The organism is Qipengyuania sp. BR81-2, assembly GCF_055693895.1.
In genome coordinates, this window is sequence record NZ_CM146344.1 from 519,858 (window position 1) to 539,066 (window position 19,209).

Consider the following 19,209-nt stretch of genomic DNA (forward strand, 5'->3'; position numbering starts at 1 on the left):
CTTCTTACTGGTTGTTCTGGCGACCGAGGAAGCGCGGGATGTTGAGTGCGCCGCTGCCGCCCTCGTCATCATCCTCGTCTTCGTCATCTTCGACCGCACCCGAACCGCGCGACAGGTTTGCCATCCGCTCGAACAGCGTGCTGCCCTGCGGCGTACCGCCACCTGCTGCAGCGCCCGCGGCACCTGCTACACCGGCCGCTCCAGCACCACCTGCTGCGCCACCTTCTGAACCGCCACCAGAGGCGGGACCGCGGTTGGGCTTGGTTGCCAGCGGGCTCTGACCCTCGGCAATCTGGTCGGCACCGAGCTCGAGCTCGCCGCCCTGCCCGTCGTCCATCGGATCGGACAGGTCGAGCGGCGGCGGAGTGTTACCGTCGTTCTCGTCGGTCCAGCCTTCGGAAACTTCACCGGCTTCACCGAAGCCGCTGTCGTCCGCGGGAGGAGGTACGCTCCCTTCATCCGCGTAGTCGTCGAATTCCGCGGTCTCTTCCTCGCGCATGCCGGCGAGCGGGTCGACGATGCCGTCTACGTCATCGTCGTCATGGCCAAAATCGCCCGCGTCGGCCGGGGAAAGACTTTCCTCGGCGAACGGCTCTTCGGCGGGTTCTTCTTCGAAGCTCGCAACCGGCTCAGGCTCCGGCTCAGGCTGCGGTTCGGGAGCGGCTACAGGCTCGGGCTCGGCCGAGAGACCTTCGCTCAGTTCGAACGGCTCTTCCTCGCCAGCGTCTTCCTGCAGGTCGAGGACCGGACGCTGCGGTGCGCGCTGCGGTGCCATCGAGAAGCTGCGCGGCTGAGCGGAGGCGGTCGAGCCCTCCTGCTCTATACCGGTGGCGACCACCGAGACGCGGATCTTGCCGTCGAGTTCGGGGTTGAACGCCGAACCCCAGATGATGTTGGCGTCTTCGTCGACCAGCTCGCGGATGTGGTTTGCAGCTTCGTCGACTTCGAGGAGCTTCATGTCCTCGCCGCCGATGATCGAGATGATCACGCCCTTGGCGCCAGTCATGCTCACACCGTCGAGCAGAGGGTTGGCGATGGCACGTTCGGCGGCTTCGAGAGCACGGTTGTCGCCCTCGCCCTCGCCTGTGCCCATCATGGCCTTGCCCATTTCGCTCATCACCGAACGCACGTCGGCGAAGTCGAGGTTGATGAGGCCCGGCATCACCATCAGGTCGGTGATCGAGCGCACGCCCTGCTGCAGCACCTCGTCGGCCAGCGCGAAGGCTTCCTTGAAAGTGGTGTCAGCCTTGGCGACCAGGAACAGGTTCTGGTTCGGAATGACGATCAGCGTGTCGACGTGCTTCTGCAGCTCGTCGATGCCCGCTTCGGCTGCGCGCATGCGGCGCGTGCCTTCGAAGAGGAACGGCTTGGTGACCACACCGACGGTCAGCACGCCCTTCTTGCGGGCAGCCTCCGCGATGACCGGAGCAGCGCCCGTGCCCGTACCGCCGCCCATACCGGCGGCGATGAAGCACATGTTCACGCCTTCCATCGCGTCTTCGATGTCTTCGAACGTCTCTTCGGCAGCGGCCTTGCCCACTTCGGGCCGCGCACCCGCGCCGAGACCGCCGGTAATGTCGGGGCCGAGCTGGATACGCTTTTCAGCAGGCGAACTGGCCAGCGCCTGCGCATCGGTGTTGGCGACGATGAAATCCACGCCTTCGATTTCGGAGTCCATCATGTTGGCGATGGCGTTGCCGCCAGCACCGCCGACGCCGACAACCATGATCTTGGGGCGCATGTCGTCGCTGGAAGCGGGTCCGATATTGATGCTCATTTACTGGTCCCTTTGGGAATAAATTTCGGCTTCTGCCTGTCCTTGCACCTTTTGGCACAAAGCGAGATCTCGCATGCAAAGGTTAAATGCCTTTATCCACAATGCCCAAGCGTTGTTTCCTGCGGTATTCTGCGCAGTTCAGAAATACTCGCGCACCGCCTGCATCACCCTGTTAACCAGCCCAAGGCCGGAATAGCGGCGGGTCGGCTGGTAACTCGGCCCGACCGTGCGAATATCGACCGGGTCTTCGACTGCGTAAAGGCACAGGCCTGCGAGCGTTGCAAAACCGGGTGTCGCGTGCGCTTCGGGAAGGCCGCGGAGGGCAGGCGGCTTGCCCACGCGCACCGGCAGCCCGAGCGCGCCCTGCATGAATTCTGCAATCCCGTGAAGCTCGGCCCCGCCACCGGTGAGAACGACCTGTCCGCCGTTCGCGCCTGAAAAGCCCATTGCTTTCAGACCCTTACCGATCTCGCTGGTCATCGTGCCCAGACGGTCGGTGACGATCGAGACCAGCTCGGCGCGGGGAATGCGGTTCTGCTCGTCGGCGCCGCGCGCCAGCGGGCCGCCCGTCTCGTCGCCCGGGGCATTGACCGGGATCATCTCACGGTGATCGCTCGGCGTGGCAATGGCTGAACCCGCAACGCATTTGAGACGCTCGGCCTGGCTGCGCCGGATACCCAGCGATGATGCGATTGCATCGGTTATATCGTTTGACCCCACAGGTATCGACCTGAGGCCAAGCAGCATGCCGCCTGCGTGGACCGAAACATTGATGACCTGCGCGCCGATTTCGACCAGCGCCACACCGAGATCGCGCTCCTCATAGGAAAGGCACGCGTGTGCCGCGGCGAGCGGACTGGCGACGACACCCTCGACATCGAGATGGGCGCTCTGCACTGCCTCTATCAGGTTCCGGACCGGTGCACCCTCGGCAAGTGTCACATGGATGTCGACGCCCAAGGCCTCCGCGTGGAGACCGGTCGGATCGGCAACGCCGTGCGCGCCATCAAGCGTGTAATGCGCTGGCTGGGCATGAAGCACCATACGGCCGTCCGGCTGGATATGGTCGCGCGCTGCAAACAGCAGGTGCTCGATATCGTCTTCGTCGATGCGCCTGCCGCCGATCGCGATCTCGACGCTGGAAATCTTGCTGGTCAGGCCCGCACCCGCACAGCCGATCCATACGCTCGAGACGCTGGTGTTGGCGTTCGCTTCGGCCGTTTCCACGGCGCTGCGGATTGCGTGCGTGGCCGCACGCATGTCGGTGACATAGCCGCGCTTGATGCCTTCGGCCCGCCGGTGAGAGGACCCGAGGACGATCATTTCCTCGTCCTCTGCCTGCCCCATGATCATGGCGGACACACGGAACGAGCCGATATTCACCGCTGCAAAGACGCGACTGATGCGCGGCAAAGGAGCGTGCGCCGAAGATGCCATCATTCGCTCTCCACTGCAGCGCTCATTTCGCGCGGGCAAGGCCCGTCTGCGCAGCGCAGATAGGCACGGTCTGGCACGCGCATGTCGATCGCGACAGCCTTGCCACCAATCAGCCGGTTTCGGCCGTCCATCTCGGCGAATTTGACCAGCGCGGCAGGTCCCTTGTCGCCTTCGGGAAGCGCGAGCAATTGGCCGGACTTGAAGCGCAGGTTCCAGCGGCGGTTGCCCACCCATTCAGCGCCCGCGATCTGCGGCTTGAGCGCCGGTGCGGCATCGAGCAGTCGGCCAAGCTCGGCGACCTGCTTCTGCGCACCCGGCCCCCAGATCAGCAACATGCCCTCGGCCTCGTCACGCGAAATCGGCTCGAGCTCGTGCCCGCTCGCATCGACGAGGATCAGCCGGTCGGGCTTCTGGACGACAGCATGCGGCTCTCGCTCGACGATATCGATGCGCAGCAGGTCGGGCAGCTGCCGCGAGACGCGGGCATCGGCCACCCAGGAAAGCTCCAGCAGCCGATCGCGGATTGCATCGACTTCGACCAGGGGCATCGGCCGGTCCTGCTCGCCCAGCACGCGCTCGAACACGGCCTGCTTGCTGAGGCGCTCCACGCCGGTAACGCGCACTCGGTCGACCTCGAAGCCCGCGCGGCTCGCCGACTTGGCAAGTTCTGTCCGAGCCATCTCGGGCACGCCTGCATAGCTGGCAGCGAACCATCCGACAGTGAGGCCGGCCGCGGCGATCATGACCATGAAGAACTTGTGCCACTGCTCCTCGGTAAAGGGCAGCGCGGCCATCGCGCGGTCGAGGAGGCCCGAGGTATGCCGCTTGGCGGCGCGGGCCTTTTGCGTGCGGCTGCGCGCCGCAGCCGAGCGGCGCACGCCAGTCGGCTTGCGCTTGACCTTAGCCATCCTTGGCTCCGGCAGGTCCCTTGCGCTTGTGATCGCGCAGTGCGGCGGCAATGATCGTCTCGACCAGCTCGCCATATTTGATGCCAACGTGCTTGGCCTGCTCGGGCACGAGGCTTAGCGGCGTCATGCCCGGCTGGGTGTTGGTCTCGAGCACGAAGAGGCCTTCTTCTCCCTGCTCCTCGTCCCAGCGGAAATCGGTCCGGCTCGTGCCCTCGCAGCCGAGCACCTTGTGCGCCTTCAGCGCGATCTCGAGGCAAAGGTCGCGGATGTCCTCGGGAATATCCGCCGGGCAGATATGGTCGGTCATGCCGTCGGTGTATTTCGCGTCGAAATCGTAGAAACCGCTCTTGGGCTTGAGTTCGGTCACGGCAAGCGCTCGCGGACCGTCTTTGAAATCCACCACGGCGGAAGTCATTTCGCGGCCCTTGATATAGGGCTCGGCGAGGAGCTCGGGGAAATCCTGCCACGGTCCCTTGGCGCTGCGCGCGATGGGATTGCCGTGATTGCTCTCGTCGGTGACGATGGCGACGCCGACCGAGCTGCCCTCGTTCACCGGTTTCAGGACATAGGGGCGTGCGATCGGATCGCGTTCGAACAGGTCCTCGCTCTTCACGATGCGCCCGCCGGGCATGGGAATACCATGCGGCACCAGCGCCTGCTTGGTCAGTTGCTTGTCGATGGCAATGACCGAGGTGGCGAGGCCGGAGTGGGTGTAGGGCACTCCCATGAGGTCGAGCATGCCCTGCACGCTCCCATCTTCGCCCGGTACGCCATGGAGCGCGTTGAACACGACATCGGGCGCAGTTTCGGCGATGCGGGCGGCAACCTGCCGGTCCATGTCGATCCGCGTGACCTTGTGGCCGCGTTCTTCAAGCGCCTTCGCGACGCCCTCGCCAGACATGAGGCTGACGGGACGCTCATTGGCCCAGCCGCCCATCAGGACTGCAACATGGAGTTTGGGGAGATCGGTCATATTCGGTCCTTACGGTCGCCCCACACGCTGGATTTCCCATTCGAGCTCGACGCCCGAATGCTCGTAGACACGGCGCTTCACTTCCTCGCCCAACCCCTCGATGTCGGCGCTGATCGCATTGTCGACGTTAAGGAGGAAATTGGTGTGCTTCTCGCTTACCTGGGCGCCGCCCATCTTGAGGCCGCGACAACCGGCTGCATCGACCAGTTCCCACGCCTTCTTGCCCGGCGGGTTCTTGAAGGTCGATCCGCCGGTTTTCGTGCGCAGCGGCTGCGAATTTTCACGTGCCTCGGCAATCTCGTCCATCTTTGCGCCGATGGCTTCGGGATCGCCCGGCTCGCCCTGGAAACGGGCAGCGACGACCACCGCGCCATCGGGCAGCGCGGAATGGCGGTAGGTGTACTGGAGGTCGGCGGCGGGCAGCGTGATCAGCTCGCCATCGGGCATCACGACTTCGCAATCGATCAGCACGTCGCTGACCTCGCGGCCGTAGGCGCCGCCATTCATTCGCACGAAGCCGCCGACGGTGCCCGGGATGCCGCGCATGAATTCCAGGCCGGCAATGCCCGCATCGCGCGCGCTGCTGGCAACGAGGATTCCGTGCGCACCGCCGCCGCAGGTGACCGTGTGGTCGTCCTGCGTTTCGACCTTGGCGAAGGGCTTGCCGAGCTTGATCACGACGCCGGGCACGCCGCCATCGCGAACGATCATGTTCGAACCGAGGCCAAGCGCCATGACCGGCAGCGTGCCGTCGAGGCGGGACAGGAAATTCTTGAGATCGTCGAGATCGGCCGGCTCGAACAGCCAATCGGCATTGCCGCCGCTCTTGAACCAGACGAGCTTGGCGAGCGGCGCGTCGGGCGTCAGCGTGCCGCGCAGGCCGGACGTGTCGACAGGCGCTTCGATCCCGCCTTCGACAGCGCAATCGGGCGCCATTCCGTCATCCCAATTCCAGACATCACCCGGCTGATCCATTACGAAGCGCGTTCCCTCTCGATGGCATCGGCGAGTCCCGCTGCCCATTTCGTAATGTCGCCTGCCCCAAGGCAGACGATAAGATCGCCCTCTTCGATTTCCCCAGCGAGTTTTGCGGCAAGGTCCTCGCGGTCCTCGACCGTTTCGGCCGAGCGGTGGCCGCGCGACTTGAGACCCGCCACGAGCGCGGCGCTGTCCACGCCCTCGATCGGGTCTTCGCCTGCAGCATAGACGGGCGCTGCATAGACTTGGTCGGCCTCGTTGAAGGCGCTCTGGAAGTCTTCCATCAGGTCGCGCAATCGCGTGTAGCGATGCGGCTGGACCACAGCGATGACGCGGTTCTTGGCGGATTCGCGAGCGGCGGAAAGCACGGCGCGGATTTCGACCGGGTGGTGGCCGTAATCGTCGATCACGGTCGCGCCGGCCACGGTGCCGACATTGGTGAAACGCCGGCGCACGCCGCTGAAGCTGTCGAAGCCGTTGCAGATCACCTCGTCGGGGCAGCCCATCTCGACTGCAACGGCAATCGCGGCGAGCGCGTTCTGGACGTTGTGGCGACCGGGCATCGGAAGCGTCACGTTCTCGATCCGGCGGTCTTCGGCCTGGTCCTTCGGGCCGCGCTGGCGCACGATCACGTCGAAGCGGTTGCCGCCCTCGTGCGGCTGGACATTAACCCCGCAGATATCGGCCTGGAGGTTGAAGCCGTAGGTCACCACGCGGCGGTCGCGGACCTTGCCGATCACGGCCTGCACTTCCGGATGGTCGATGCAAAGGATCGCCGCGCCATAGAACGGCACGTTGTGGATGAACTCGACGAAAGCGTCTTTCACTCCGTCGAAATCGCCGTAGTGGTCGAGGTGCTCGGGATCGATATTGGTCACGACCGCAATTGTGCCGTCGAGGCGGAGGAAACTGCCGTCGCTCTCGTCGGCCTCGATCACCATCCAGTCGCTATCGCCGAGGCGGGCATTCGAACCGTACTGTTCGATAATACCGCCATTGATGACCGTGGGATCGACCTTGCCGCTATCGAGCAGCGCGGCGATCATGCTGGTCGTGGTCGTCTTGCCGTGCGTTCCGGCGACCGCGATGGTCGATTTGAGGCGCATCAGCTCGGCGAGCATTTCCGCGCGCTTCACCACCGGGATGCGGTTCTCGAGCGCGTGCGCGACTTCCGGATTGGTCCGGCGAACAGCAGTCGAGGTCACCACCACCGCAGCGCCCTCGACGTTCTCGGGCGCATGGCCGATCTTCACGTCGATGCCCTGCCCGCGCAGCCGCTCGACAGTGGGGCCTTCGTTGATGTCCGAACCCTGCACCGAATAGCCGAGGTTGTTCATCACCTCAGCGATGCCCGACATGCCGATACCGCCGATGCCGACGAAATGGATGGTCCCGATATCGGTAGGTACGCCCTTCATTCCGCACTCTCCCGCTTGGCGCCCTGGCCTGCGACCTGCCCCTGCGTTGCGCCGCGGGCATTGTTTCCGCCTACGCGGATGACATCCATCATGTCCGCGCCGCCGAAGCTCTCCACGAGATCGGCGAGGTCCTCGACCGCCTTGGGGCGGCCGCAGTTCCACGCCGCATGCGCTGCATTGGCGAGACCCTGCGGATCGTCCGCGAGGACGCGGATCTGCTTGGCCAGTTCCTTGGCCTCGAACTTTTCCTGCCGGATCATCCGCGCCCCGCCGGCCTTGGCCATTTCGCGCGTGTTGGCGGCCTGGTGGTCGTCGGTCGCGATGGGCAGCGGGATGAGGATGGCCGGTCGACCGACAGCGGTCAGCTCGGCAATCGTAGATGCGCCCGCGCGCCCGATGAAGAGATGCGCATCGGCCAGCCGCGTCGCCATGTCCTCGAAATAGGTTGCGAGCTCCGCCGGGATGCCGTGATTGCGATAGCGCTCGCGCACCGCGTCGAGATCTTCCGGGCGGCATTGCTGGGTCACCTGCAGGCGCTGGCGGATCGCGGGGGGCAGCATGGCGAGGCCATCGGGCACGATCTCGGAAAGCACACGTGCGCCCTGGCTGCCGCCGGTGACGAGAACGCGCAGAAGGCCGTCTTCGCCATAGGCCGGGAAAGGCTCGTCGCGCAGCGAGAGGACTTCGTGGCGCACGGGATTGCCGACCAGATAGGTCTTGCCCTGATGCGCGGACTTGAGGCGCTGCACATCGGGATAGGCAGTCGCGATCGCCTCGACGTGGCCTGCCAGCAGGCGGTTCACGCGGCCGAGCACGGCGTTCTGCTCATGCACGATGGTGGGAATACCCGCCGAGGTGCTGGCGAGGATCGCAGGAAGCGAGGGATAGCCGCCGAAGCCGACAACCGCGCTCGGCTGGAAGCTGTCGAACAGGCGCAGTGCCATCTTGCGACCTTCGAGCACAGCCTTCGCGCCTTTCAGCCATTGCAGCGGGTTCTTGCCGAAGCGGCCTGCCGGAATGACATGCGCGGGCATGAAGTCGGGCTTGCCGGGGATCGCCTCGCCGCGCTCGTCGGTGATCAGCGCGACATGGTGGCCGCGCCGCTCAAGCTCTCCTGCCAGCGCAAAGGCCGGAAGCAGGTGACCGCCGGTGCCGCCGGCAGCAAGGACATAATGACGTGACGACCCGGTCATTGGTGGATTTCGCGCGTGCTGCGCGCCTTGTTTGCATTCATTCCATCCCCCTGCCCGATGCCCAGCAGGTCGCCAAGTCCCCTTGTGGTGGTCTTGAGATAGGGATTGCGTCGCGTGATCGCGACCAGCAGCCCCACGGTGAGGCAGATCGCGATGGTCGAGGACCCGCCATAGCTCACCAGCGGCAGCGTCATGCCCTTCGAAGGGAAAAGCTGGAGGTTCACGAGGATATTGATGAAGGCCTGTCCGCCGAGAAGTGCGACAAGGCCGGTTCCGGCCAGCAGCGCGAACAGGTCTTCCTCGTCCACCAGCCGCATCAGCACGCGCGCGACGATGGCGAGGTAGAGGCACACGATAACCGCGCAGGCGATGAGGCCGAATTCCTCGCCGATGACCGAGAAGATGTAGTCGGTGTGCGCTTCGGGCAGGCTCATCTTGCGAATGCCGAGGCCATAGCCAGCACCGGTCCAACCGCCGGCTACCAGCGTGCGACTGGCAAGGTCGACCTGGTCGAAGGCCGTGCCGCCGCCGAAGAAGGAATCGATGCGGTGACGCGCGTTGTCATAGAGGAAATAGGTCGCGGTCAGTGCGGCGAGTGCACCGCCGACAACCGCGCCGAGCTTCTTCACCTCCACCCCCGAGAGGACGACCATTACGAACCATACGCCCCCGAAAAGGATGGTGCCGCCAAGGTTCGGCTGCAGCATGAGCAACGCCGCAATGAGCACCAGCACACCGGTCGCGATGGTCAGCACCGGCAGGTTCGGATCGCGCATCCGCCAGGACAGGATCCACGCCAGCGTGATGGCAAAGGCGGGCTTCAGGAATTCGGACGGCTGGAACTGCATGCCCAGATTGATCCAGCGCCGCGCGCCGTTGATCTCCACCCCGATGAAGGGGACGAGGAACATGAGACCGATCATCCCGCCTGCCAGCAGCACGCCGAGCCTTCTCGCGTTTTCACGTGTCAGGAGCGAGGCACCGACGAGCACGCCCAATGCAATGACCTGCCAGATCAGGTGCCGCCAGAAGAAGTACAGCGGGTCGAGTGTCTCGGCCGAAGTCGACAGTCGGTTGGCGCTTGCAGGGCTCGCCGCTGCGACCGCGATAGTGCCGAGCGCCATCAGCAGCAGGATCAAACCGAGCAGCACCCGGTCGATCTCGCGCCACCAAATCTTGATCTGGCTCCAGCGCGACAGCTTGCCACCCGGGATATGCGCGGGCTTGCGCTTGGCGCCGGGGACGAAGGGCTGCTGCGCGTTCATGCCAGCGCCTCCACCAGCTCGCGGAAGTGCTCGCCGCGCTTTTCGAAGTCGGTGTACTGGTCGAAGCTCGCGCAGGCTGGCGAGAGCAGGACGGTGTCGCCCGCCTTGGCCTTGGCAGCGGCGGCGGTCACGGCGCGGTCGAGCGTTTCGCACTGCTCCACCGTGACGCGGCCCTCCAGCAGTGCGGCAAAGTCCGGCCCGGCCTTGCCGATGGTGTAGGCGGCTTTGACGTGGGGCAACTCTGCCTCGCACTCGCCGAGCCCCGGCTCCTTGGCGAGCCCGCCGAGTATCCAGTGGATGTTGTCGAATGCAGCCAGCGCGGGCGCGGAGGCGGCGGTGTTCGTGCCCTTGCTGTCGTTCACATAGGCGACACCGGAAATTTCGGCGACACGCTCCATGCGGTGCGGGAGGCCGGAATAGGTTCGCAAGCCCGAAGCGATCTCTTCTTCAGAGAGGCCCACGGCCTCGGTGGCAGCTATGGCCATCTGGGCGTTCTCGCCATTGTGTGGTCCTTGAAGGCCCGGCCAATCTTCCTGCGATCCCAAGACGGTCGCATCGCGGTGGGTCTTTCCGTCTTCACCGAAAACACCCCAGACATCCCATGGATCGGTCATCACAAGGCGATCAAACGGCTCCAAGCGCCAGTGGTCTTCCGACTGCATTTCGAAGAGGCGTAATTTTGAGGCGCGATAACGTTCGAAATCCCCATCATACCGATCCAGATGATCCGGCGTGATGTTCAGTAGCACCGCCACGTCGCAATCGAGTGAATAGGTCAGGTCGATCTGGTAGCTCGACAACTCCAGAACATAGACCCCGCCTTCCGGCAGAGGCTCCTGCTCGAGGATTGGCAGGCCGATATTGCCGCCCATGGTGGTCGGCACGCCGGCGGTCTTGAGGATGTGGTGGACCAGCGCGGTGGTGGTCGACTTGCCGTTGGTGCCGGTGATGCCGACAACCTTGTGCGGCGGCAGGTGCTCGCGCGCCTGCGCGAACAGCTCGACGTCGCCGATGACCGGCACGCTGAAGCTGTCGGCATGCGGTTTGATCGGGTGGGTGTTGAGCGGCACGCCGGGGCTGACCACCACGCCCGCATAGCCGGTCAGGTCCGCCTCGAGCGGATCGCCGATGGCGCAGCGTCCGCTGTAGGGCTCGCGCGCCTCCTCGCGGTCGTCCCACACCAGCACGTCCGCGCCCGCAGCCAGAAGCGCCTCGACCGTCGCCCGGCCGGACCGCGCGAGGCCGAGCACCGCGTATTTCTTGTCCTTCCAGGCGGGCGAGGTGATCATCTGAGCTTGAGCGTTGCCAGCCCCAGGAGTGCGAGCACGATGGCGACGATCCAGAAACGGATCACGACCTTGCTTTCGGACCAGCCGAGCTGCTCGAAATGGTGGTGGATTGGGGCCATGCGGAAGACACGCCGCCCGGTACGTTTGAACCAGAAGACCTGGATGATGACCGACAGCGCCTCGAAGACGAAGAGCCCGCCGACGATGGCGAGAACGACTTCGTGATGGGTGGCAACGGCAATTGCGCCAAGCGCGCCACCAAGGGCCAGCGAGCCCGTGTCGCCCATGAATACGGCGGCCGGCGGCGCATTGAACCAGAGGAAGGCAAGCCCCGCCCCCATGATCGCAGCGCAGAAAATCGCCAGCTCGCCCGCGCCCGCCACATGCGGAATCCCGAGATATTCGGAATAGTCCACGCGGCCCACGAGATAGGCGATGACTGCGAAGGTGCCCGCGGCGATGATCACCGGCATGGTCGCCAGCCCGTCGAGCCCGTCGGTGAGGTTCACCGCATTGCCCGCGCCCACGATCACGAAGGCGGCAAAGACGAAGTAGAACGGCCCCAATTCGATGCCGAAGTCATTGATGAAGGGGACGTAGAGGAAGGTATTGATCTGGCTGACGATGAGCCAGCTCGCCGCGCCGGCGACGATGAACTCAAACAGCAAGCGGACCTTGCCCGAAACGCCCTTGTGGCTGGCCTTGGAGACCTTGTCGTAATCGTCGAGGAAGCCGATCAGCCCGAAGCCGCCGGTCACCGCCATGCAGGCCCAGACGAAGGGATTGGACAGGTCCATCCATAGCAGCATCGCCAGCGTCAGGCTGATCAGGATCATCAGCCCGCCCATGGTGGGGGTGCCGACCTTGGCGAGGTGCGTCTGCGGGCCGTCCTCGCGGATCGGCTGTCCCTTGCCCTGGCGCACGCGCAGCATATCGATGAAGCGGGGGCCGATGACGAGGCCGATCAGCAGCGCCGTGAGCAGCGTCGCGCCTGCACGCGCCGTCTGGTAGCGGACGAGGTTGAAAAGCCCTTCGAAGTTGAAATACTCGGCGAGGAGATAGAGCATCGGGCGGCTTGGCTTCCCTAGGTAAAGTGTTCGACGAGCTTGCCGAGCCCGACCGAGTTAGAGCCCTTCACCAGCACGGCATCGCCTGCGACGATGCCGAAATCCTCCAGCAATGCGATGGCCTCCTCGGCAGATTTGCAATGCTCCCACTCGAGCGGCTTGCCAAGCGAGTTGAAGGCCGGTTTCCCCAATTCCCGCGCCAGAGCGCCCATCTCGTCGCCCACAAGCAACGCATAGTCGACATCTGCGGAAATCAGGCTTTCGGATATGCCCGCATGGAACTTTTCGGCGAAGTCGCCGAGCTCCTTCATCGAGCCCAGCACGGCAATGCGGCGGCTCGAGGAGTCTGGCCGAGCTGCGCGAGCGTGGCGCGCATGCTGGCGGGATTTGCATTGTAGCTTTCGTCTATCAGCAGGGCCTTGCCGCCCGGCACTTCGATACCGTGGCGTTCGCCGCGACCCTTGAGCCCGCCCATCTCGGCGAGTGCGAGACCGGCAGCGGCCATATCACCGCCGGCGGCGCGGACTGCGGCCATCACGGCGAGCGAGTTGGCGACCCAGTGCTCGCCCGGTTCAGCGACCGTGTAGCACAGGCGTCCGGTGTCGAATTCGCAAGTGACGAGACTACCGCCATTGGCGCTCGGGATCGCATCGAGCAGGCGCATGTCCGCCTTCTTCGAGCGACCGAAGCTGACGACCTTCGCGCCCATGCGCAGCGCTGCGAGACGCAGGCGCTCGAAATATTCGCTGTCGGCGGGGATCACGGCGATGCCGCCTTCCTCGAGCCCGGCGAAGATTTCCGCCTTGGCATCGGCGATCGCCTCCATCGAACCGAGGTTCTCGATATGCGCGGGCGCGATGGTGGTGATGACGGCGACATGCGGGCGGACCTGCGTGGTCAGGCCTTCGATCTCGCCTGCGTGGTTCATGCCCATTTCAAAGATGCCGAAACGGCTGCGGGCGGGCATGCGCGCGAGGCTGAGCGGCACGCCGACATGATTGTTGTAGCTGCGCGTCGAGCGATGCGCCGCGCCGCGGCTGGCGCGCTCGAGAGCTGCGAAGATGGCTTCCTTGACCCCGGTCTTGCCGACCGAGCCGGTGACACCGATGATCTTTGCCTCGGTGCGTGCCCGCGAGGCTCCTGCGAGCGCTTCGAGCGCCTTGTTGGTGTCCTCGACGAGGATATGCGGATAGTCGACCGGGCGATCGACCACGGCAGCCGATGCCCCGTTTTCGAACGCCTTGTCGAGGAAACGGTGACCGTCCATCGCCTCGCCCTTGAGGGCGAAGAAAAGGTCGCCGTTCACGACATCGCGGCTGTCCATTTCAACCCCGGAGACCTGGAAGTCCCCCGAAGCCTGTCCGCCGACCGCCTCGGCAATGCTTTGTGCGTCCCAAAGGGTGAGCGGGAGGCGGTCGCGCGGATCGGCAGGCCATTCCTGATAGGCCGGGTGGCGCAGGATGGCGGCGCTCACGCGTCACCTCTTGCGATAAGCGCCGCGCATTCGCGTGCAACTTCCACGTCATCAAAGGGATGGACCCGCATGTTTTCTCCCGATCCGATTATCTGACCCGTTTCGTGTCCCTTGCCCGCGACCAGGACGATGTCGTCCCTGCCCGCTTCGGCAATAGCTGCATGGATGGCTTCGCGGCGGCCTGCGACCTCGCGCGCTTGCGGCGCGCCTTCAAGCACCTGGCGGCGGATTTCCGCAGGATCTTCGCCGCGCGGATTGTCGTCGGTGACGATGACGAGGTCGCTCGCCTTGGCAGCGGCTTCGCCCATCGGGGCGCGCTTGCCGTGGTCGCGGTCGCCGCCCGCGCCGAAAACGGTGATGAGCCTGCCCGAGACATGCGGACGCAGAGCCGCGATCGCGGCCTCGAGCGCATCGGGCGTGTGAGCGTAGTCGATATAGACCGGTGCGCCGCTCGGAGCGATGACGGCACGTTCTAGACGCCCGCGCACGGGCTGGAGACGTGCGACGGCATCCCATACGCGGCTCGCGGCGATCCCGCTCGCCAGCGCAAGGCCGGCCGAAACGAGCGCGTTCGACACTTGGTAGGCGCCGATCAGCGGCAGGTTGATGGTGCGCTCCGTCCCCGCGTGCTCGACAGTCAGCGACTGGCCGAGCTGCGTCGGCTCGCGACGCGAGAGATGGATGTCTTCGCCTTGCTCGCCGACCGTCATGATGGAGAGGCCGCGTTTCTCGGCATGTTCGACGACGCGCTTGTTCCACCCGCTGTCGCCTGCGCCCATCCAGATGACTGCAGTCGCATCATCCGAGACGACCTCGTCGAAGAGGCGCATCTTGGCGGCGAAATAGTCTTCCATGTCAGCGTGGTAGTCGAGGTGGTCGCGGCTGAAATTGGTGAAGCCTGCCGCTTCGACAGGGATGCCCTCGTTGCGATATTGCGACAGGCCGTGGCTGGAGGCCTCGTAGGCAATGTGGGTCACGCCCTCGCGCGCCAGCCCGCTCATGTTCGACAGGAATGTGACGATATCGGGCGTGGTGAGCCCTGTCGAAACGCTTTCGTCCGGCGTGGTGACGCCGAGCGTTCCGATGCTCGCCGCGCGTTCGCCCGACATGCGCCAGATCTGGCGGGTCATCTCGACGCAACTGGTCTTCCCGTTGGTGCCCGTAACTGCGACGATATGCTCAGGCACCGGCGTGAAGAATTGCGCGGCCAGTTCGGCGAAAGTCTTTCGCGGATTGTCGCTGGCGATGTGGATCGCGCCGTGGACCTTCGCCTCTGCCCGCGCGATGACGGCTACGGCGCCAGCTTCGATAGCGGCGGGTATGAAGTCCTCGCCATTGACCTTGGTGCCCTGGAATGCACCGAAGACCGTGCCGGGCGCGACCTTGCGATTGTCGATCGCGAAGCCGGTCACATTGACCTCTTCATCGGCAGCGCAGTCGACTCCGGCCTGGGCGCACAGCTTACTCAGCTTCATCCTGCGCCTCCGGAATGAGCGGGGTGATGGCGGAAATGTCGATGTCGCGCGTGTCGTCGGGACGCACGCCGATCAACGGACCGATGCGCGGCACGAGGCGGCCCACGATGGGCGCGGCGTTCCATGCGGCGGTCCGCTGGTAGGAGCTCGCAAGCGTGCCGCGCGGTTCGTCGAGCATGGCGATTACGACATAGCGCGGGCGATCCATCGGGAAGGCCGCAGCGAAGGTCGAAACCAGAGCTGTGCGGCGATAACCTGCCGTGCCGCCGGGCTTTTCGGCCGAACCGGTCTTGCCGCCCACGCGGTAGCCGGGTGCATCTGCGCTGCGCCCGGTGCCGTAGACCGAAATCGCGCGCATCATCTGGCGCATCCGGCTCGAAGTCGAGGCCTTGAATACGCGGCGGCCCTTGGGAGCTTCACCCGGACCGAGCTTCTTGAGCGTAGCCGGACGATAGACCCCGCCATTGACCATGGCGGCATAGGCGCTGGCGAGGTGAAGCGGGGTGACGGCTATGCCGTGTCCGAAACCGACGGTCATGTTGGTGAGGCGCGCCCACTTATCGCCCGGCCAAAGCGGAAAGCCCTTAGCTGGCAATTCGATTTCGGGACGCGCATTCATACCGAGATCTATCATGTATCGGCGCAGACGTTCCGGCCCGAGCTCGTCGGCGATGCGCGCGGTCGTCGTGTTAGACGAGTGGATCAGCGTCTCCACCGCGTTCATTTCCGGATCCATCTTGTGGCTGTCTCGAATGGTGAACCGACCCACTTTGACGGGAGAAGCGTCGAAGTCGCGGCCGAGGTCGCGCAGCATGCCGCTGTCGATCGCGGCGGCCACGGTCAGCGGCTTGAAGGTAGAACCGAGCTCGTAGACCTGGTTGGTCACGCGGTTGAACATCAGCTTCTCGCCCTCGGCATCGATCTTGTTCGGATCGAATTCGGGAAGGCTGGCGAGCGCGATGACTTCGCCCGTGTCGACATCGAGCACGATACCCGCACCGCCCTGCGCGCGGGTCAGCTTCATGCCGCGGCGCAGTTCGTCTTCGAGGGCACCCTGCACGCGAACGTCGATCGACAGCGCGACCGGCGTGCCGCGGGTCAGCGGGCTGGAGAGATGGTCGTCGAAGACCTGCTCCATGCCGACGCGGCCCTTGCCGTCGGCTGCGACATAACCGAGCACGTGCGCCGCCATCTTGCCTTGCGGATAGTGACGGTCTTCTTCGGTCGGCATTTCGAGCGCGAGTTCGCCCAGTTCATGGACGCGGTTGGCTTCCTCGGGCAGCAGGCGCTTGCGGATATAGCCCGCCTTGCCGCTGGCGAGCTGGGCAGCGACTTCCTTCTGGTCGAGGTCGGGGAAGATTGCCTTGAGCTTGGCCGCCACGCCTTCGGGCGTTCCGACGAGCGGCGCACCGTCTTCGCCCATCGCCTTGGGATTGAACCAAAGGGCATAGGCTGGGAAGGCGCGCGCCATGGGCACGCCGTTGCGATCGACGATCTGGCCGCGCGAGGGCAGCAGCGCATCTTCAAGAGAGGTCGCGCGCGCACCCTCGCCGCCGATGCCCAGATAAGCGATCCGCGTGAGTGCAAGCAGGGCTACGAAAGCGAAGCCGACTGCGATCCAGAGAACGCGCCAACGCGCGAGGTCGAGCGATTGCTGGCGGATGGTGACGAGTTGGACCCGCCCACTTGCCATCGCCATGCTCACCGCCCCCGGGCCACCGTGGAGAGCGGAGAAAGCGTTCACTGGCCAACCTCTGCCGCTGCTACCGAGACACGAGCGGGCTGGGCCAGTCGCTGGGCGAGGCTGGTTGCGAGACGCCTAGATGGTTCGGCCGGTTGCACGACCGCGACCTGCGTCGTGTCGTCCGAGCCGAGCCATTCGTCGAACAGCCCCTCTTCCTCGCGCTCGCCGGCATCTGCCATGGCGACACGGATGGGCTGCGGCGCATCGATACCGCGCGGCGTTCCTAGGACGGCCAGCTGGCGTTCCTGTTCGAGATACTGGTCGGCGCGCGGAGCGCTGTAGCCGAATTCGACCCGGTTCCAGTTCGCCAACTGGTGCTGGTTGGCGCGTGTCTGGAACTCGGTTTCAAGCATCTGCTTGGCGCGCTCTGCCGCAATGATCTGGCGTTCGACAAGGCGCACGTCGCTCTTCACCGCATTGACCTTGAAGGTCAGCGCGAGGAACGCCGCGAGGCATGCACCGAGCAGCACGAGCCAGCCGATCTGGCGCAGGCGGGAGGTGTGCGTCGTCATGCCGCCTCCCTCGCGGGAGTGGAGGTGCGCACGGCGTGGCGCAGCACGGAGGAACGCGAGCGCGGGTTGCGCTCGATCTCGGCCTGCGACGGCTTGATCGCTTTGGAAACTCTTGAGAAGACCGGATCGACCTGCGCGACCATGGGGACATGTCGCGAGGCGCTCGGGGTCGAGGATGCCTCGCGCAGGTAGCGCTTGACGATCCGGTCTTCGAGGCTGTGGAAGCTGACCACCGCAAGGCGGCCCCCTTCGCGCAGCAAGTGTTCGGCAGCCGACAACCCTTGGGACAGTTCGTCGAGCTCGCCGTTCACGTGAATTCTGATGGCCTGGAATGTGCGGGTGGCCGGGTCCTTCTTGTCGCTCGGCTTGTAGCCAAGCGCCTTTCGCACGACGCGCGCCAGCTCGCCGGTCGTCTCCAGCGGGCGTGCGGCGACGATCGCGCGGGCCACTCGGCGCGACTGGCGTTCCTCGCCATACTGGTAGATCACGTCCGCGATCCGGCTTTCCTCGGCAGTGTTGAGGAAGTCCGCAGCGCTTTCGCCCTCCTGGCTCATGCGCATGTCGAGCGGGCCGTCGGCGGAGAAGGCAAAGCCGCGCTCGGCCTGATCGAGCTGCATCGAGGAAACGCCGATATCCATGACGACGCCGTCGACGCTTCCGATGCCGGCATCGCGCATGACTTCGAGCATCTCGGAAAAGCGATGCGGATGAAGAATGAGGCGGGGCGGATTTTCCTCCGTCTCCCGCCAGGCGCGACCCGCAGCAATAGCGTCGGGATCCCGGTCGAACGCGTGCACGACGGCACCGCGTTCCAGAAGCGCGCGGGTGTAGCCGCCCGCGCCGAATGTCGCGTCGATCAGCACGTCGCCCGGCTGCGGGTCGAGTGCCTCGATCACCTCGTCGAGGAGGACGGGGATGTGGGGTGCTTCGCTCATTTGCCCTTCGCCTTCGCGTCGGCAAGGAAGCTTTCGCAGGCGGCCTTGGCGCTGGCCCAATCGTCACCCATTTCGGCGAGCTGCGCGGGATTCCACAGCGTGAAGAAGCGGCCACCGCCCTGGAAGTAGAGACCATCCTCGATCCGGCCGAGAGTGCGCAGGTGTTCGGGCATGACGAAGCGGCCGCTGTCGTCGAAGGGCAGTTCGACAAAGCCGAAGAGTTGGCTGGCGCGGGTGTCGCGGTCGAAGTCGCGGCCGACCTTGTATGCGAGCTCTTCCTCGCGATCGAGCTGGGCGTCGAGTTCGTTCTTGCGCGAAAGGCCGAAGCCGGTGAGGCAGTTCCAGGTCGGGTGCTTCATGAGGCACAGGACACGGCCGTCGGAGCTTTCCTTGACGGCCTTGCGGAACAGCGGCGGGAGCACAAAGCGGCCCTTATCGCCCGCAGGCGAATAGGCTTGTCCGCTGTACCCTCCGAATTGCACTGCCCTGTCCCCAGCTGGCGTTTCTTATCCTCCCCGGACACACCTCCTCCGTCCGCCGAAGCGCAAGGCTCCGCCGGCCCGCTTCGCGAATGGCGATGCGCGCAAAGACACTGGCAAGTCCGATGTGTGTTGGATTTATCGCGGGAGACGCGGGGATGAAAGGGAAAATTGCGGGATTTTACGGGATTAATCTGTAAGTACCTGATTTTAATTCACTTATTTCTGTGAACAGTGGGCCGAATCCTTGCCAAAGCGTAAATGCAAACCACGGAAAAGTCCCGA

15 protein-coding genes and 1 pseudogene are annotated in these 19,209 nt (G+C 64.9%); all 16 read right to left on the reverse strand.

The window, feature by feature from the left end; all coding sequences use genetic code 11:
• Positions 1 to 4 precede the first annotated feature (4 nt).
• The gene (ftsZ, locus tag ACZ1G8_RS02625; protein ID WP_472680274.1) at positions 5 to 1,777 is read right to left on the reverse strand and encodes a cell division protein FtsZ; all 1,773 of its coding nucleotides are present in this window, start codon (positions 1,775 to 1,777) and stop codon (positions 5 to 7) included.
• Between the two features lie 138 nt (positions 1,778 to 1,915).
• Positions 1,916 to 3,214, reverse strand: coding sequence for a cell division protein FtsA (ftsA, locus tag ACZ1G8_RS02630; protein ID WP_472681165.1), 1,299 nt, complete (start codon positions 3,212 to 3,214; stop codon positions 1,916 to 1,918).
• Entirely contained in the window at positions 3,214 to 4,122 is a 909-nt protein-coding gene (locus ACZ1G8_RS02635; RefSeq protein ID WP_472680275.1) for a cell division protein FtsQ/DivIB, read from the reverse strand. Before ACZ1G8_RS02635 ends, ftsA begins: the two co-directional genes overlap by 1 nt.
• Complete coding sequence (locus ACZ1G8_RS02640; protein ID WP_472680276.1) at positions 4,115 to 5,095, reverse strand: D-alanine--D-alanine ligase; 981 nt, start codon at positions 5,093 to 5,095, stop codon at positions 4,115 to 4,117. Before ACZ1G8_RS02640 ends, ACZ1G8_RS02635 begins: the two co-directional genes overlap by 8 nt.
• A gap of 9 nt (positions 5,096 to 5,104) precedes the next feature.
• Complete coding sequence (gene murB / locus ACZ1G8_RS02645; RefSeq protein ID WP_472681167.1) at positions 5,105 to 6,031, reverse strand: UDP-N-acetylmuramate dehydrogenase; 927 nt, start codon at positions 6,029 to 6,031, stop codon at positions 5,105 to 5,107.
• Between the two features lie 38 nt (positions 6,032 to 6,069).
• Complete coding sequence (gene murC, locus ACZ1G8_RS02650; RefSeq protein WP_472680277.1) at positions 6,070 to 7,491, reverse strand: UDP-N-acetylmuramate--L-alanine ligase; 1,422 nt, start codon at positions 7,489 to 7,491, stop codon at positions 6,070 to 6,072.
• On the reverse strand, positions 7,488 to 8,684 hold the full coding sequence (gene murG, locus ACZ1G8_RS02655; RefSeq protein ID WP_472680278.1) for an undecaprenyldiphospho-muramoylpentapeptide beta-N-acetylglucosaminyltransferase: 1,197 nt from the start codon (positions 8,682 to 8,684) through the stop codon (positions 7,488 to 7,490). Before murG ends, murC begins: the two co-directional genes overlap by 4 nt.
• Entirely contained in the window at positions 8,681 to 9,949 is a 1,269-nt protein-coding gene (locus ACZ1G8_RS02660) for an FtsW/RodA/SpoVE family cell cycle protein (protein ID WP_472680279.1), read from the reverse strand. The genes murG and ACZ1G8_RS02660 overlap by 4 nt, the downstream gene beginning before the upstream one ends.
• A complete protein-coding gene (gene murD / locus ACZ1G8_RS02665) occupies positions 9,946 to 11,238 on the reverse strand; it encodes a UDP-N-acetylmuramoyl-L-alanine--D-glutamate ligase (RefSeq protein WP_472680280.1) in 1,293 nt (430 codons plus the stop codon). Before murD ends, ACZ1G8_RS02660 begins: the two co-directional genes overlap by 4 nt.
• Positions 11,235 to 12,305, reverse strand: coding sequence for a phospho-N-acetylmuramoyl-pentapeptide-transferase (gene mraY, locus ACZ1G8_RS02670; RefSeq protein WP_472680281.1), 1,071 nt, complete (start codon positions 12,303 to 12,305; stop codon positions 11,235 to 11,237). The genes murD and mraY overlap by 4 nt, the downstream gene beginning before the upstream one ends.
• Positions 12,306 to 12,322: 17 nt before the next feature.
• Positions 12,323 to 13,779 (reverse strand): annotated as a pseudogene (locus tag ACZ1G8_RS02675) (UDP-N-acetylmuramoyl-tripeptide--D-alanyl-D-alanine ligase).
• A complete protein-coding gene (locus ACZ1G8_RS02680; RefSeq protein ID WP_472680282.1) occupies positions 13,776 to 15,254 on the reverse strand; it encodes a UDP-N-acetylmuramoyl-L-alanyl-D-glutamate--2,6-diaminopimelate ligase in 1,479 nt (492 codons plus the stop codon). Before ACZ1G8_RS02680 ends, ACZ1G8_RS02675 begins: the two are co-directional and overlap by 4 nt.
• A complete protein-coding gene (locus ACZ1G8_RS02685) occupies positions 15,241 to 16,953 on the reverse strand; it encodes a peptidoglycan D,D-transpeptidase FtsI family protein (protein ID WP_472681169.1) in 1,713 nt (570 codons plus the stop codon). The genes ACZ1G8_RS02680 and ACZ1G8_RS02685 overlap by 14 nt, the downstream gene beginning before the upstream one ends.
• Before the next feature lie 41 nt (positions 16,954 to 16,994).
• The gene (locus ACZ1G8_RS02690; RefSeq protein ID WP_472680283.1) at positions 16,995 to 17,510 is read right to left on the reverse strand and encodes a hypothetical protein; all 516 of its coding nucleotides are present in this window, start codon (positions 17,508 to 17,510) and stop codon (positions 16,995 to 16,997) included.
• Positions 17,507 to 18,445, reverse strand: a complete 939-nt coding sequence (gene rsmH, locus ACZ1G8_RS02695; protein ID WP_472680284.1) for a 16S rRNA (cytosine(1402)-N(4))-methyltransferase RsmH — start codon at positions 18,443 to 18,445, stop codon at positions 17,507 to 17,509. The genes ACZ1G8_RS02690 and rsmH overlap by 4 nt, the downstream gene beginning before the upstream one ends.
• Positions 18,442 to 18,927, reverse strand: a complete 486-nt coding sequence (locus ACZ1G8_RS02700; RefSeq protein ID WP_221427880.1) for a division/cell wall cluster transcriptional repressor MraZ — start codon at positions 18,925 to 18,927, stop codon at positions 18,442 to 18,444. Before ACZ1G8_RS02700 ends, rsmH begins: the two co-directional genes overlap by 4 nt.
• Positions 18,928 to 19,209: the final 282 nt, after the last annotated feature.